The 14,708-nt window shown below is 67.4% G+C and carries 12 protein-coding genes and 1 riboswitch; of the genes, 5 read left to right on the forward strand and 7 right to left on the reverse strand.

Annotation, left to right across the window (positions count from 1 at the left end; genetic code table 11):
* Nucleotides 1–263 precede the first annotated feature (263 nt).
* Nucleotides 264–1,220, forward strand: a complete 957-nt coding sequence (locus tag J7J08_RS11400; RefSeq protein ID WP_214905370.1) for a Nudix family hydrolase — start codon at nt 264–266, stop codon at nt 1,218–1,220.
* Here J7J08_RS11400 and J7J08_RS11405 read toward each other — a convergent pair.
* Both J7J08_RS11405 and metF read right to left on the reverse strand, forming a co-directional pair.
* Nucleotides 1,210–1,800 (reverse strand): hypothetical protein, encoded by a 591-nt coding sequence (locus J7J08_RS11405; RefSeq protein WP_214905372.1) that lies wholly within the window; start codon nt 1,798–1,800, stop codon nt 1,210–1,212. The two genes, J7J08_RS11400 and J7J08_RS11405, sit on opposite strands and share 11 nt — an antisense overlap.
* Nucleotides 1,801–1,853: 53 nt before the next feature.
* Nucleotides 1,854–2,681: a methylenetetrahydrofolate reductase [NAD(P)H] gene (gene metF, locus J7J08_RS11410; protein WP_214905375.1), complete on the reverse strand. Its 828-nt coding sequence runs from the start codon at nt 2,679–2,681 to the stop codon at nt 1,854–1,856.
* A 120-nt stretch (nt 2,682–2,801) separates the two neighbouring features.
* Between metF and J7J08_RS11415 the strand changes: the two genes are divergently transcribed.
* Nucleotides 2,802–3,680 carry a TIGR01777 family oxidoreductase gene (locus tag J7J08_RS11415; RefSeq protein ID WP_214905377.1) on the forward strand — a complete coding sequence of 293 codons (879 nt, stop codon included), beginning with the start codon at nt 2,802–2,804 and terminating at the stop codon, nt 3,678–3,680.
* A 69-nt stretch (nt 3,681–3,749) separates the two neighbouring features.
* Complete coding sequence (locus J7J08_RS11420; protein WP_214905379.1) at nt 3,750–4,307, forward strand: DUF3228 family protein; 558 nt, start codon at nt 3,750–3,752, stop codon at nt 4,305–4,307.
* A gap of 77 nt (nt 4,308–4,384) precedes the next feature.
* On the opposite strand, the gene ybaK is transcribed toward J7J08_RS11420, so the two are convergent.
* The 3 genes from ybaK to ahcY all read right to left on the reverse strand — a co-directional run bounded on the left by ybaK (nt 4,385) and on the right by ahcY (nt 6,858).
* On the reverse strand, nt 4,385–4,855 hold the full coding sequence (gene ybaK, locus J7J08_RS11425) for a Cys-tRNA(Pro) deacylase (RefSeq protein ID WP_214905381.1): 471 nt from the start codon (nt 4,853–4,855) through the stop codon (nt 4,385–4,387).
* Nucleotides 4,856–4,965: 110 nt separating this feature from the next.
* A complete protein-coding gene (locus J7J08_RS11430) occupies nt 4,966–5,226 on the reverse strand; it encodes a hypothetical protein (RefSeq protein WP_214905383.1) in 261 nt (86 codons plus the stop codon).
* Nucleotides 5,227–5,412: 186 nt separating this feature from the next.
* Nucleotides 5,413–6,858, reverse strand: a complete 1,446-nt coding sequence (ahcY, locus tag J7J08_RS11435; protein WP_214905385.1) for an adenosylhomocysteinase — start codon at nt 6,856–6,858, stop codon at nt 5,413–5,415.
* A gap of 32 nt (nt 6,859–6,890) precedes the next feature.
* A riboswitch (S-adenosyl-L-homocysteine riboswitch) is annotated at nt 6,891–6,978 on the reverse strand.
* Nucleotides 6,979–7,103: 125 nt separating this feature from the next.
* On the opposite strand from ahcY, the gene J7J08_RS11440 reads away from it, so the two are divergent.
* Nucleotides 7,104–9,626 (forward strand): prolyl oligopeptidase family serine peptidase, encoded by a 2,523-nt coding sequence (locus J7J08_RS11440; RefSeq protein ID WP_214905387.1) that lies wholly within the window; start codon nt 7,104–7,106, stop codon nt 9,624–9,626.
* A 158-nt stretch (nt 9,627–9,784) separates the two neighbouring features.
* Nucleotides 9,785–12,496 carry a phosphoenolpyruvate carboxylase gene (gene ppc, locus J7J08_RS11445; RefSeq protein ID WP_214905389.1) on the forward strand — a complete coding sequence of 904 codons (2,712 nt, stop codon included), beginning with the start codon at nt 9,785–9,787 and terminating at the stop codon, nt 12,494–12,496.
* Between the two features lie 166 nt (nt 12,497–12,662).
* Here the strand turns inward: ppc and J7J08_RS11450 are convergent, their stop codons facing one another.
* A complete protein-coding gene (locus J7J08_RS11450) occupies nt 12,663–13,172 on the reverse strand; it encodes an acyl-CoA thioesterase (protein ID WP_214905392.1) in 510 nt (169 codons plus the stop codon).
* A gap of 91 nt (nt 13,173–13,263) precedes the next feature.
* Nucleotides 13,264–14,475, reverse strand: a complete 1,212-nt coding sequence (gene metK, locus J7J08_RS11455) for a methionine adenosyltransferase (protein ID WP_214905395.1) — start codon at nt 14,473–14,475, stop codon at nt 13,264–13,266.
* Nucleotides 14,476–14,708: the final 233 nt, after the last annotated feature.

Consider the following 14,708-nt stretch of genomic DNA (forward strand, 5'->3'; position numbering starts at 1 on the left):
GCGCGCGTCGGTGCGGGGAAGGTATCGACGGCGGGCAGTGCATGCAATTGGTTGGCCGCATTTTCAGAGTTGGTTGATTTCCGGGTATTTATCGTGATCTGCGATGGCTATCGCCTTTCTAATTTGATGCAGTACCAAGGTGGGTGTTCAAAGCGACCTCCTGGTTGTGTTTCTGCCTGTTTGGCGCATATGGCCGTATGGCGTCATTGGCTCGCCCGGGCGAGGGATTGCGCTCCCCCACATCCATTCGGCATCCTGCCCCCATGCCATCCCCCAAACGATCGATCCATGTCGTGGCCGGCGTCATCACCGACGCCCGTGGCCGCATCCTGCTCAACCGCCGCACCGAGAACCGCGACATGGCGGGCCTGTGGGAATTCCCCGGCGGCAAGCGCGAGGACGGCGAAACCTCCGAACAGGCACTGGTACGCGAACTGCGCGAGGAGCTGGGCATCGAGGCCGAGATCGGCGACTGGATCATGGACGTGCCCCAGGAATACCCGGACAAGCACCTGCGCCTGGAGGTGCGGCATATCCGCAGCTGGAAGGGCTCACCGCGCGGCCGCGAAGGCCAGGCCATCACCTGGGTGGCGCCTGACAAGCTGTCGCGCTACTCGATGCCGCCGGCCGACCTGCCCGTGGTGGCGGCGCTGCGCCACCCGGACCGTTACCTGATCACCCCCGAGCCGGACACCGACGAGGACGCCGCGCACCAGGACTGGTACGCGCGGCTGGCGCGTGCGCTGGACGCCGGCGTGCGCCGCGTGCAGCTGCGCACCCCGACCAGCGCGGCCCGCATTGCCTTGGCCGAACAGGCCGTGGCCCGGCACCGCAGCGGCGTGCAGTGGCTGCTCAACCGCGATATTGAACTGGCCCGCCGGCTCGGCGTTGGCGTTCATCTGGGCGGTGAGCAGCTACTGCAGCTGGAAACGCGGCCGCTGCCGGCCGGCCAGCTGGTGGCTGCGTCCTGCCACGACCTGGCTCAGTTGCAGGCCGCGCAACGGCTCGGCTGCGACTTCGCGGTGCTGGGCCCGGTCCAGGCCACCGCCAGCCACCCCGGTGCCGCGCCGCTCGGCTGGGAGGCCTTCGACGCCCTGCGCGCGCAGGTCTCGCTGCCGATCTACGCGCTGGGCGGCCTGGGCGCCGATGACATCGTGCAGGCCCGTCGCCATGGCGCCCAAGGCATCGCCTCGATCCGCGCCCTGTGGCCTACAGCGTGATCCAGAAACACCCATACTGCCGCCGCAGCCCAAACAGGGTCCGCGCCGGCGTAGCGCTGCTGCCCAGCGTCTGTTCCAGCCGCAATCCGATCGGGCGCGGCTTGCCGGCCGGCGGCGCCGTTGCCTCCACCGCTTCGGCCAGCGTCGCATTCGGATCCACCGGCAACGGTGCAGGCGCCACCGGCACTTCCGGGTATACCGGCGCGATATCGATCAACGGCCGTTGCACCACCGATTCCAGCCGCCCGATGATCTGGTTGGCAGTGGCATCGGAGACGTTGCCCCACAGGTAGATCGACGACAGCCGGTTGACGTCCTGCAGGCTGACCGCATCGCGGATCTGCCCGGTCAGCTCGCTCAGCCGGCGCGCGCACCCGGCGCGGTAGATGCCGGTGTTGCCCACCGAGTCACCGCGGGGTGGCATCCGCGCCGTAGCGCCCAGTGCATCGCAGCTGCGGTCGGTAAACACCGTTTCGCCCTGCGCGTTGGTACAACGGTTCACGCGCTGCGCCTGTGCGTGCGCCCACGGGGCCCAGCACAGCACGCACAGCGACAGCAGCAACGGAACGACCGGTCTCATCGCAGCAGGGTAGCGGCCTGCGCATTATCTGCAAGCGATTGCGTGGGTGATGTTCAGCGGCCCAGCAGCTTCAATACCTGGGTGGTGGGCTTGGCCAGGTTGAGGGTGTAGAAATGCAGGCCGGGCGCGCCGCCGGCGACCAGCCGTTCGCACAGTTGGGCGACCACTTCGGCACCAAAAGCGCGCACCGAATCGGCGTCATCGCCATAGGCCTGCATGCGTTTGCCGATCCAGCGCGGGATCTCGGCGCCGCATTGTTCGGAGAAGCGGCGCAGCTGGCTGAAGTTGGAGATCGGCATGATCCCCGGCACGATAGGTACCTGCACCCCCAGCTTGCGCACCGCATCGACGAAGTGGAAATAGGCGTCGGCATTGAAGAAGTACTGGGTGATGGCCGCATCGGCACCGGCGTCGATCTTGGCCTTGAAGTACTTCAGGTCGCGCAGCGCGTCGTCTGATTGCGGATGCGTTTCCGGGTAGGCGCCAACTTCGATGTGGAAGGCGTCGCCGTGCTCGGCGCGGATGAAGGCGATCAGTTCGGACGCATAGCGAAGGTCGCCGGGGTGGCCCATGCCCGAGGGCAGGTCGCCGCGCAGCGCCACGATGCGCCGGCAGCCGATCGCCCGGTACAGCTTGAGCAGTTCGCGGATTTCCTCGCGGCTGCCGCCCACGCAGGACAGGTGCGGCGCCGCGTCGAAGCCGTGGTGCTGCTTGAGGTGACGCACCGTTTCGGAGGTGTAGCTCAGGGTCGACCCGCCGGCACCGAAGGTGCAGGACACGTATTGCGGCGCGAAGGCCTTGAGCTTGCCCGCGGTACGGTCGAGCTGGGCGCGCTGGTCGTCGGTCTTGGGTGGGTAGAACTCGAAGCTGAGGGCAGTCATGGGTGGCAGCGGCAGCGGGTGTGGGTCAATCATATCGCTTCATCGCGATGAATGTAAAAGACATGGCGCGCGCCGTTTACACCGGGGCGGGTAAAGTGGAGCTCCCCACGGAGCGCGCGCATGGACATCCTGATCACCGGGGGCACCGGCTTCATCGGCCAACGCCTGTGCCAGCGGCTGCTGCAGGCCGGCCATCGGGTCACGGTGCTGACCCGCAGCCCCGGTAGACCGGGCCAGCCAGGCGTCCAGCAGGTCGGTGCCCTCGGCGATGTCGGTCCGGTCCACGCCGTGGTGAACCTGGCCGGCGAACCCCTGGTCGAGGGGCGCTGGAACCCGGCGCGCAAGCAGGCCATGCTGGATTCGCGGATCGGCACCACCCAGGCGCTGCTGGCCTGGATGCGCGGGTTGCCGATCCGCCCGCAGGTGCTGGTATCGGGGTCGGCCATCGGCTACTACGGGCCGCGCGACGGCACCCCGCTCGACGAATCGGCCTCGCCCGGACATGACTTCGCCGCCACGCTGTGCCGGCAGTGGGAAGCGGAGGCGCTGAAAGCGGAAGATCTCCGCGTGCGCACTTGCCTGCTGCGCACCGGCATCGTGCTCGACCGCCATGGCGGTGCGTTGGCGCGGATGCTGCCGCCGTTCCGGATGGGCGCGGGTGGGCCGATGGGCAATGGCACGCAATGGATGAGCTGGATCCACCGCGACGACCTGGTGGGCATGATCCTGTGGCTGTTGGCCGATGCGGATGTCCGCGGTGCCTGCAACGGAACCGCCCCGGCGGCGGTGACCAATGCGGCGTTCGCCCGCACCCTGGCCGATGTGCTGGGCCGACCGGCGTGGGTGAGAACGCCGGCATTCGCATTGAAGCTGGCCTTCGGCGAGATGGCGGGCCTGTTGTTGACCGGCCAGAACGTAGTGCCTGCACGCGCGCTGCAGGAAGGCTACCGGTTCCGGTATGCGACCCTGGATGCGGCGCTGCGCGCGATTATCCAGTGAGGGCGCGTCCGCCGCCGCCGGCATGGGTGCAGCGGTTACCCTGTGCACCTGTTTCCTGCCGTGCCCGCCATGTCCATTGTGCTCACAGATTTCGCCCGTCCCCGCCTGTTCCCGCGCGTGCCGCGCGGCAACACCATCCAGGACTGCAGCGCAGAGCAGTTCCAGGCGCATCTCAATGCGCACGCACCGTTCAAGGTGCTGGAGGGCTACGCGCCGTTCTGCAAGCTGTTCGTATATGAAAACTGGACGTCCACGCGCTGCCTGACGGTGCCGGTCACCGACGCCAACCGCCACCAGCTGCGCAGCGCCTACGAGGCACGCAACCGCGAGGAACTGCCGGTGCTGGTGCGCTGGTTTGAAGGCGTGCAGTCGCCGCGCGCGAACTACCTGGTGGTGATCCTGTACAGCGCCGAACAGCTGGCAAAGGAAGGCTCGCCGATCGACGCCGACTGGGGCATCGTGGGCTGCATCTACACTGCCGAACCGGAGGAGGTGCCGATGGCCCCGATCACCATGATGCGCAATGCGCTGGGCGTGGAGGAGGGGGGGTCGGGCGTTCCCTTGGACCGCGAGGCCTATCAGCGCGCCGTGGCGTATTGGGAAAGCCACGCAAACTGGCGACCGTAACCCCATGGAATCGTAGAGCCACGCCCTGCGTGGCTGCGCTTGACCTTTCACCGCGCGCAGCCACGCAGGGCGTGGCTCTACGGCCGTGCTATCGCGGCGTAATGGCCATCTGCCAACGCCAGCAGGTCCCCCGGTGCCAGCGCCACCTCCAAGCCGCGCTTTCCCGCGCTGACATGCATCGCCAGCAACGCCTGCGCGCTGGCATCAATGAACGTACGGTGCTTCTTCTTCTGCCCCAGCGGACTGATCCCACCCACCAGGTAACCGGTCGCGCGCTGCGCGACGTCCACCTCGGCCATCTCGCACTTCCGGCAGCCGGCTACGTCGGCCAGCGCCTTCAGGTCCAGCGTGCCACTGACCGGCACGATCGCTACCAACAGTTCGTGCTTCTCGGTGCTGGCCAGCAGCGTCTTGAACACCTGGGCCGGATCGAGTCCGAGCTGCTGCGCGGCCTCTCCACCATACGAGCGCGCGTTGGCATCGTGGTGGTAACCCAGCACCTGGTGGGCGATGCTCAGCTTCCTGAGCAGGTTGATGGCAGGTGTCATGGGTGCGCGGGCGGGAGGGCGTCGCCTTACCTTAGCGTGAGTGCCGGCCGCCTGCGCGGACAACCTCCAGTGCTGGCGGCGTTGCGGCCGCCAGCACCGGGAAACCCGTGCTACTTCTTCGGTGCGGGCCCGCAGGAAACGGAGTCTACCTTGTCGGCTCCATGCGTCTTGGCGGCCTCCTTCCTGGCGACCTCGTCGGCCTCATCTTCGGTCTTGGCCTGGACAATGTAATAGCCTTCGGCTGGACCCCTCAGTACCTCGCCGCTGGGTTCGTGGACGGCGCAGCGGTAGGTGTTCGTCGCGGTGGTTTCCGCCTGGGCGATACCGGCAATGCAGCACAGCAGTACCGCTGCCATGATCTTTGCATTCATGAGTGCTTCTCCGGACAGTGGTTGGGTGGTGTCTCGGTGTCCCCCGACCCGGTGCCCCAGGCACGGGCCGGACACTACCAGACCCCGGTAATAACCGGGTGAAAAGCCGCCGGAAACGAAAACGGGCGCCCGAAGGCGCCCGTCCATGACCCGGTAGCGCCGGCCGTTGGCCGGCTTCCCGATGACTCAGTAGCGGTAATGCTCCGGCTTGAACGGACCGTCCACCGGCACGCCGATGTAGTCGGCCTGTTCGGTGGTCAGCGTGGTCAGCTTCACGCCGATCTTTTCCAGGTGCAGGCGCGCCACTTCCTCGTCCAGCTTCTTCGGCAGCAGGTATACCTTCTTTTCGTAGCTGTCCTTGTTCGCCCACAGGTCGATCTGCGCGAGGGTCTGGTTGGCGAACGAGTTGGACATCACGAAGCTCGGGTGGCCGGTGGCGCAGCCCAGGTTGACCAGGCGGCCTTCGGCCAGCAGGAAGATCGCGTTGCCGTTCGGGAACACGTACTTGTCCACCTGCGGCTTGATGTTGACGTGCTGCACGCCCGGGAAGCCAACCAGCGCATCGACCTGGATCTCGTTGTCGAAGTGGCCGATGTTGCAGACGATGGCCTGGTCCTTCATCGCGCTCAGGTGCTCGATGCGGATGATGTCCTTGTTACCGGTGGTGGTGACGTACAGGTCCGCACGGCCCAGGGTGGATTCGAGGGTATTGACCTCGAAGCCTTCCATCGCCGCCTGCAGGGCGCAGATCGGATCGATCTCGGTCACCACCACGCGCGCGCCGTAGGCACGCAGCGAAGCGGCGCAGCCCTTGCCCACGTCACCGTAACCGCAGACCACGGCGACCTTGCCGGCCAGCATCACGTCCATCGCGCGCTTGAGGCCGTCGGCCAGCGATTCGCGGCAGCCGTACAGGTTGTCGAACTTGCTCTTGGTGACCGAGTCGTTGACGTTGATCGCCGGGATCAGCAGCGTGCCGGCCTGGGCCAGCTGGTACAGGCGGTGCACGCCGGTGGTGGTTTCTTCCGAAACGCCCTTCCAGTCCTTGACCACGCGGCCCCAGTAACCCGGGCGCTCCCTGGCCACGCGCTTGAGCAGGTTCTTGATGACCTGTTCTTCGTGCGAGGCGGCCTTTTCATCGACCCAGGTGCTGCCGTTCTCGAGCTCGTAGCCCTTGTGGATCAGCAGGGTGACGTCGCCGCCGTCATCGACCACCAGTTCCGGGCCGGTCAGGGTGCCGTCGGGCAGGGTGAAGGTCAGCGCGTCGAGCGTGCAGTCCCAGTATTCCTCCAGGCTCTCACCCTTCCAGGCGAACACCGGGGTGCCCGACGCGGCGATCGCGGCAGCAGCGTGGTCCTGGGTGGAGAAGATGTTGCACGAGGCCCAGCGCACGTCGGCGCCGATGTCCTTCAGCGTTTCGATCAGCACGGCGGTCTGGATGGTCATGTGCAGCGAACCGGTCACGCGCACGCCCTTCAGCGGCAGGGTGGCGGCGTGCTTGCGACGGATCGACATCAGGCCCGGCATTTCGTGCTCGGCGATATCCAGTTCCTTGCGGCCCCAGTCGGCCAGCGTGATATCGGCAATCTTGTAATCACCTTCGGTGGAGAAGGTCTTGGCAACAGCGTTCATGCAGAAGCTCCGGTAATGGACGAATGGCTCGTCTTCGCCGGGCGCCGTTGGAACCAGCCCTGCCACCGAGCCTGGCCGTGCGGATCGGGTCCGGCAGCGGTCGCAGCGCCCCTCGGTGGAGGGGATGCCCATTATATCCCGGCGCACGCGCCGGGCATGAATCGGTGCCCGCCCCAACCAACGGCAGGGGGGTAAACCGCGCGCCGCTGTTAAGGTCCAAGGTTTGCACAGCATGGGGTGGGAAGATGACAGGCAATGACCGTACGCGCCGCGCGCGCTGGAGCCGCCGGCTGATCGTGGGCATGGCCCTGTTGGCGGTGGCGCCGCTGGCGCTGGCGGCAACGCCCGCAACCGCCAGGAAGGCGCCGTCGGCCGCTGCGGCCCCGGCCGGGCAGGGTTACCAACTGCCGTCGCCTGCGTTGCAGGCGGTAGCCAATGCGCCGCGCCCGCCCACCTTGAGCCTGTCGCCGCGCCGCGACCTTGCCGCCCTGCTGCAGACCCCGCCACTTCCGTCGATCAACGACGTGGCCCAGCCCGAGCTGAAACTGGCGGGTGTGCGGATCAACCCGGCTACGTATTCGGCCAGTACGTTCACGTTTGCCGACAAGCTGTGGTTGATGAACATCGCTGACGGCAAGGAGCGCCAGATCACGGGCCTGCCGCAGCCGTTGTCGGTCGCCTCGCTGGCCTGGTCGCCGGACCAGCAGTACCTGGCCTTCAACCAGGTGCATGCGGCCAGCGCTGCCAATGAGCTGTGGATCATCGACGTGGCCAGCGGCAGTGCGCGCCGCCTGCTGGCCGACCTCAACACCGTCTTCGGCAGCGGCTACGACTGGCTGCCCGACAGCCGCGGGCTGGTGGTCACCCAGCAGGTCAAGGGCCAGGGCGCAGCGCCCGCCGCCGGCGGCATTCCGACCGGACCGGCGATCCAGCAGACCCAGCCCGACGCCGGCGTGCGTGCGATCCGCACCTACCAGGACCTGCTGGGCAACGAAGCCGACGCGCGCCTGTTCGATCATTACGCCAGCGCACAGCCGGCCCGGGTCGCGCTCAACGGGGTGACCGCCCCGCTGTCCACGCCCGGTATCTACCTGGACCTGGGTGTGTCGCCGGATGGACAGCATGTGCTGGCCCAGCGCGTGCAGCGTCCGTATTCGTATCTGGTGCCGGCCGACGATTTCCCGCGCCGCATCGAAGTGCTGTCCGCCGCCGATGGACGGCTGCAGCACACCGTGGCCACCCTGCCGCTGGTGGAAGGCCTGCCGACCGGCAATGACGCGGTGCCGACCGGCGTGCGCTCGGTGAGCTGGCGCGCCGATGCGCCGGCTACGCTGGTCTGGGCCGAAGCCCAGGACGGTGGCGACCCGGCCCGCGAGTCCAAGGTGCGCGATGCCGTGCTGATGCAGGCGGCGCCGTTCGAGGCGCCGCCGGTCACGCTGGCCCAGCTGGGCAGCCGCTATGCCGGCATCCAGTGGGGCCGCGGCGACCTGGCGCTGCTCAACGAGTCGTGGTGGAAGTCGCGCGTGGTCAAGCAGTGGCGGATCGCGCCGGACCAGCTCGACCAGGTGCCGCAACTGCTCTCCGAACGCTCCGCGCAGGACCGCTACAACGACCCGGGCCGGCCGGCGCTGGTGCACGACGTGAACGGTCGTTCGCGCCTGCAGATCAGCGCCGATGGGCGCAGCATCTTCCTGCTCGGCCAGGGCGCTTCGCCGGAAGGCGACCGTCCGTTCGTGGACCGCTTCGACCTGGACAGCCGCACCGCCACCCGCCTGTTCCATTCGCAGGCGCCGACCTATTCGCTGCCGCAGGCGCTGCTCGACCAGGAAGGCACCTCGGTGCTGCTGACCCGCGAATCGCCCGATACGCCGGCCAACTACTTCGTGCAGTCGCTGGCCGATGCCACGGCTGCGCCGCGCGCGCTGACCCGCTTCGAGCATCCGCTGCCGCAGCTGCGCGGGGTGAGCAAGGAACAGATCCGCTACAAGCGCAACGACGGCGTCGACCTGACCGCCACGCTGATGCTGCCGCCGGGTTACAACGCGAAGAAGGATGGCCCGCTGCCGATGCTGATGTGGGCCTACCCGGGTGAGTTCAAGACCGCTGCGGCCGCCAGCCAGGTGACCGATTCGCCGTACCGTTTCAACGCGATCAGCTATTGGGGGCCACAGGCCTTCCTGGCCAAGGGCTATGCGGTGCTGGTGAGCCCGTCGATGCCGATCATCGGCGAAGGCGACAAGGAGCCCAACGATACCTACCTGCCGCAGCTGGTGGCCAACGCCGAAGCGGCAGTGGATGAAGTGGTGCGGCGTGGCGTCACCGACCGCGAGCACATCGCCATCGGCGGGCACTCGTATGGTGCGTTCATGACCGCCAACCTGCTTGCGCATACGCGCCTGTTCAAGGCCGGCATCGCGCGCAGCGGCGCCTACAACCGCACGCTCACCCCGTTCGGGTTCCAGGCCGAAGAACGCAACTTCTGGCAGGCGCAGGACGTGTACCTGAAAATGTCGCCGTTCAACTTCGCGGACAGGATCAAGGATCCGATCCTTTTCATCCACGGCGAGGACGACAACAACTCCGGCACCTTCCCGATGCAGAGCGAGCGGATGTTCGCTGCGGTGAAGGGGCTGGGCGGTACGGCGCGGCTGGTGATGCTGCCCAACGAGTCGCACCACTACCGTGCGCGCGAGTCGTTGATGACCATGCTGGCCGAGAGCGAGCGTTGGCTGGAACAGACGATCGGGCCGGGGAAACAGACGAAGTGATGTGCGTGGGGGTGACGCCCGGTGCGTAGAGCCACGCCCTGCGTGGCTGGCGGATAACCGGACAACACATGCAATTGAAACCATTTGCGCGGCAGGGATTGCCGCGCATTCTGGGGTAGGCTTGATGCGATTCCGTTCCCGAGGCCAGTGCGTCGCAGATGAACGAGTACCGCAGCAGCATCGTGTTTGCCACCCCCGACATTCCCCTGCGTGACGATGTGCGCCGACTGGGCGCGCTGGTCGGCGACCTGCTTGCCGAGCAGGTATCCACGCAGTTCTTCGATGATGTGGAACAGGTGCGCACGCGCGCCATCGCGCGCCGTGAAAGCGATGCGCCCCTGTCCGATCTCAACGACGCGCTGACCGGGCTGCCGCCCGACCGTGCCGAAGCGATGGTGCGTGCGTTCAGCACCTACTTCCAGGTGGTCAACATCGCCGAGCGGGTGCACCGTATCCGCCGCCGCCGCGATTACCAGCGTGCCGGCACCGCCGCGCCGCAGCCCGATGGCCTGCAGGACGCGCTGCAGCAGCTCAAGGCGCAGGGCGTAACCCTTGACGAACTCGCCAGCTGGCTGCCGCGGATCGACATCGAACCGGTGTTCACCGCGCACCCCACCGAAGCGGTGCGCCGCGCGCTGCTGGAAAAAGAACAACTGATGGTCGCCAGCCTGGTCGACAACCTCGACGGCCTGCGCACCCCGGGCGAGGCCGCCGCGGATGCGGCGCGCTTCCGCATGGCGCTCACCGCGTCCTGGCAGACCACCGATTCCTCGCCGGTGCGCCCTAGCGTGGATGACGAGCGCGAACACGTCGGCTTCTACCTGGTGCAGGTGCTGTACCGGGTGATCCCGGTGTTGTACGAATCGCTGCAGCAGGCGCTGCTCGATACCTACGGCGAGAGCGTGCCGCTGCCGCGCCTGCTGCGTTTTGGCACCTGGGTGGGCGGGGACATGGACGGCAACCCGAACGTGGATGCCGGCACCATCCGCAACACGCTCGATGCACAGCGCCAGGCGGTGCTGGGCCGCTACCAGAAGGACCTGCTGCAGCTGGCCAGCCTGCTCAGCCAATCGACCGAACGCATCGCGGTCAGCGCTGCGCTGCAGGCACGGGTGGCGCACTACCAGCAGCTGTTGCCGCAGGTGGTCTCGCGCCCGCGCCATGCCGACATGCCGTACCGCCTGCTCAACGACCGCATGCGCGCACGCGTGCAGGCCACCCTGGAGGACGCGGCGGGCGCATACGCTTCACCCCGGGAACTGGAGGACGACATCACGTTGATCCTCGACAGCCTGCATGCCAACAAGGGCGACCACGCCGGTGGCTTCGCGGTGCGCCGCCTGCTGTGGCGGGTGCGCACGTTTGGCTTCCATCTGGCGCGGTTGGACGTGCGCCAGGAATCGAGCGTGCACGGGCGCGCCCTGGCCAGCGTGCTGGATGGGCAAGCGGCCTGGCACGCGGCCGATGCGATTGCGCGTGCGGACCGCCTGGCGCCCTTTGCCAGCGGTCGGCAGGCACTGCCTGCCAGCACGGAAGAAGGCGGGCAGCGCCTCGACGCGGTGTTCGCCGCGCTGGCCGATGCCCGCCGCCGGCATGGCGCCGATGCCTTGGGCAGCTACATCATTTCCATGGCGCATGACCGCAGCGACGTGCTTGCGGTACTGGCGCTGGCGCGGCGTGGCGGGCTGGTGGATGAAACCGGTACGGTGCCGCTGGACATCGCCCCGCTGTTTGAAACCGTGGACGACCTGCGCCGCGGCACCGACACCCTGCGCGACCTGCTGGCCGACCCGGTCTACCGCGCGCACCTGGCCGCGCGCGATGACGTGCAGATGGTGATGCTGGGCTACTCCGACAGCGGCAAGGATGGTGGCATCGCCGCCTCGCGCTGGGGCCTGCAGCGCGCCCAGGTGGAGCTGCTGGAGGTAGCGGCCGAGAGCGGCATACGGCTGACCTTCTTCCATGGCCGCGGCGGTTCGATCAGCCGCGGCGGTGGCAAGACCACCGACGCGGTGGACGCCTCGCCGCGCGGCAGCATCGACGGTCGCCTGCGCGTGACCGAACAGGGCGAGGTGATCCATCGCAAATACGGCATCCGCGCGCTGGCGTTGCGCTCGCTGGAGCAGTCCACCGGCGCGGTGCTGCGCTCCAGCCTGCGGCCGCGTGCGCCGGAGCCGCGTGAGGCGCAGTGGCGGCCGGTGATGGATCGGGTCGCGGAGAAAAGCGCCGAGGCCTACCGGGCGTTCGTCGGCCAGCGCGATTTCATGCAGTACTTCCGCCAGGCCACCCCGATCGATGTGATCGAACGGATGACGTTGGGGTCGCGACCGTCACGGCGGCTGGGCCAGGACGCGGCGCTGGGCAACCTGCGCGCGATTCCCTGGGTGTTCGCCTGGAGCCAGGCGCGTGCGGTGATCCCGGGCTGGTACGGCGTGGGCAGCGGGCTGCAGGCGGCCATCGATGCCGGCCACCAGGCCGCGCTGCAGGAGATGGCACGCGACTGGCCGTTCTTCAGTACGTTCCTGGACGACATCGCGATGGTGCTGTCCAAGGGCGACATCACCATCGCCGAGCAGTTCTCGCAGCTTGCCGGCCCGCTGCATGCCAGCTTCTTCCCGCAGATCCAGCGCGAGCTGGCGTTGACCGGCAAGCTGATCCTGGACATCACCGGGCAGAACGAACTGCTGCAGCACGACCAGCGCCTGGCGCTGTCGATCCGCCTGCGCAATCCCTACATCGATCCGATCAGCGTGCTGCAGGTGGACCTGCTGCGTCGCTGGCGCAAAAGCGGTGGCGAGGATGACGAGGTGCTGCGCGCGCTCGTAGCCTGCGTCAACGGCGTATCACAAGGCGTACAGAACACGGGCTGATCCATGGCCACCCGGTAGCGCCGGCCGTTGGCCGGCCCAGGCGGTGCATCCGGAGGTCATGAGGGCCGGCCAACGTTATGTCCGCCGTCCTGGCGGGCACCCTTCGGGCCGTCGCTGCGCGACGTTGAGAACGGCTCCTGCCGTTCTCTTCGGCGCTACCGGGGTTTCAGGATCCGTCCGAAGACGGTGGATTGGACGCCAACAGCTCGCGCTGGCGCTGTTCCATCTCCGCCCGCAACTGCCGACGCAGCAGCGCGGCCGCCTGGCGGCGGCGCTGGTCGCTCGATTCCAGCTGCAGCGGCGGCACCGGGGTCGGCTTGCCGTCGTCATCAACGGCCACCATGGTGAAGAAGCAGCTGTTGGCGTGCCGCACGCTGCGCTTGAGGATGTCCTCGGCCACCACTTTCACCCCGACTTCCATCGACGAGGTGCCGGTGTAGTTCACCGAGGCCAGGAAGGTGACCAGCTCACCCACCGCGATCGGTTCGCGGAAGGTCACCTGGTCCACCGACAGGGTGACCACGTAACGGCCGGCGTAGCGGCTGGCGCAGGCATAGGCGACCTGGTCGAGCAGGCGCAGCACCGCGCCGCCATGGACCTTGCCGGAGAAGTTGGCCATCTCCGGCGACATCAGCACGGTCATGGTCAGCTGGTGGGATTTGATGTCGGTAGGCATGGTGGGATTGTAGCGCCCCAAACGAGAACGGCCCGCTTGCGCGGGCCGTTCTCGACAAACCGCCGGGCAGAGCCCGGCGCTACGCCGTGTCTTATTTAAGCTTGGCATCCGCGCGCAGGGCGGCGGCGCGGTCGGTCTTCTCCCAGGAGAAGGCCGTTGCGTTCACCGTGTCACCGGCAGCGTTGAGGTAGCTGAAGTCCTTCGGCTTGCGGCCGAAGTGACCGTAGGCCGCCGTCTGCTGGTACATCGGGTGGATCAGGTCCAGCATCTTGATGATGCCGTACGGGCGCAGGTCGAAATGCTTGCGGATCAGCTTTTCGATCTTGTCGTCGCTGATCTTGCCGGTGCCGAAGGTGGTGACCGAAATCGAGGTCGGCTCGGCCACGCCGATGGCGTAGGAGACCTGCACTTCGCAACGGTCAGCCAGGCCGGCGGCCACGACGTTCTTGGCCACGTAACGGGCCGCGTAAGCCGCCGAACGGTCGACCTTGGACGGATCCTTGCCCGAGAACGCGCCACCACCGTGACGGGCCCAGCCGCCGTAGGTGTCGACGATGATCTTGCGGCCGGTCAGGCCGCAGTCGCCCACCGGGCCGCCAATCTCGAACTTGCCGGTGGGGTTGATGTGGAACTTGGTGCCCTTGTGCAGCCACTTGGCCGGCAGCACCGGCTTGATGATCTCTTCGCGGACGGCCTCGATCAGGTCCTTCTGCTTGATCCCCGGGGCGTGCTGGGTCGACAGCACTACGGCGTCGATGGCAGCCACGGCGCCGTTTTCATAGCGCAGGGTGACCTGGCTCTTGGCATCCGGGCGCAGCCACGACAGCGGCGAGTTCTTCTTCTTGCGGATCTTGGCCTGCTGCTCGACCAGGCGGTGCGACAGGTGGATCGCGGCCGGCATGTAGCTGTCGGTTTCGTTGGTGGCATAGCCGAACATCAGGCCCTGGTCGCCAGCGCCCATTTCTTCGGGCTTCTTGCGGTCCACGCCCTGGGCGATGTGCGGCGACTGCTTGCCGATCAGGTTCAGCACGCCACAGGTGGCGCCGTCGAAGCCGACGTCGGAGCTGTCATAGCCGATGTCCAGGATCACCTTGCGGGTCACCGCTTCCAGGTCGATCCAGGCGGAGGTGGTGATTTCACCGGCCACGATCGCCACGCCGGTCTTGACCATGGTTTCGCAGGCCACGCGGGCACGCTGGTCCTGGGCAAGGATCGCGTCCAGCACCGCATCGGAGATCTGGTCGGCAATCTTGTCCGGATGGCCTTCGGAGACCGATTCGGAGGTGAACAGGTAGCTGGACATCAGGCGTAATATCCTTTGATTCGGATGGAAAGATGGGCGCGAATGATACACGGCAAGTCACGCCGTTGCATTGTGGCCCAGTGGGGGTTGCCCGTGGTTAAGCCAGCGTGCCCACCGGCAGAGGCCGCCGAAGCGTGATTGGCCCCCACCATAGGTCCCCAGCGTTCCACCAGCGTGACACCAGGCGCCCCACCCCTGCGCCCCGCCGCCCGCCACCCACCACCCACCACCCA

This window comes from Stenotrophomonas sp. ISL-67, from assembly GCF_018612915.1.
GTDB lineage: Bacteria > Pseudomonadota > Gammaproteobacteria > Xanthomonadales > Xanthomonadaceae > Stenotrophomonas.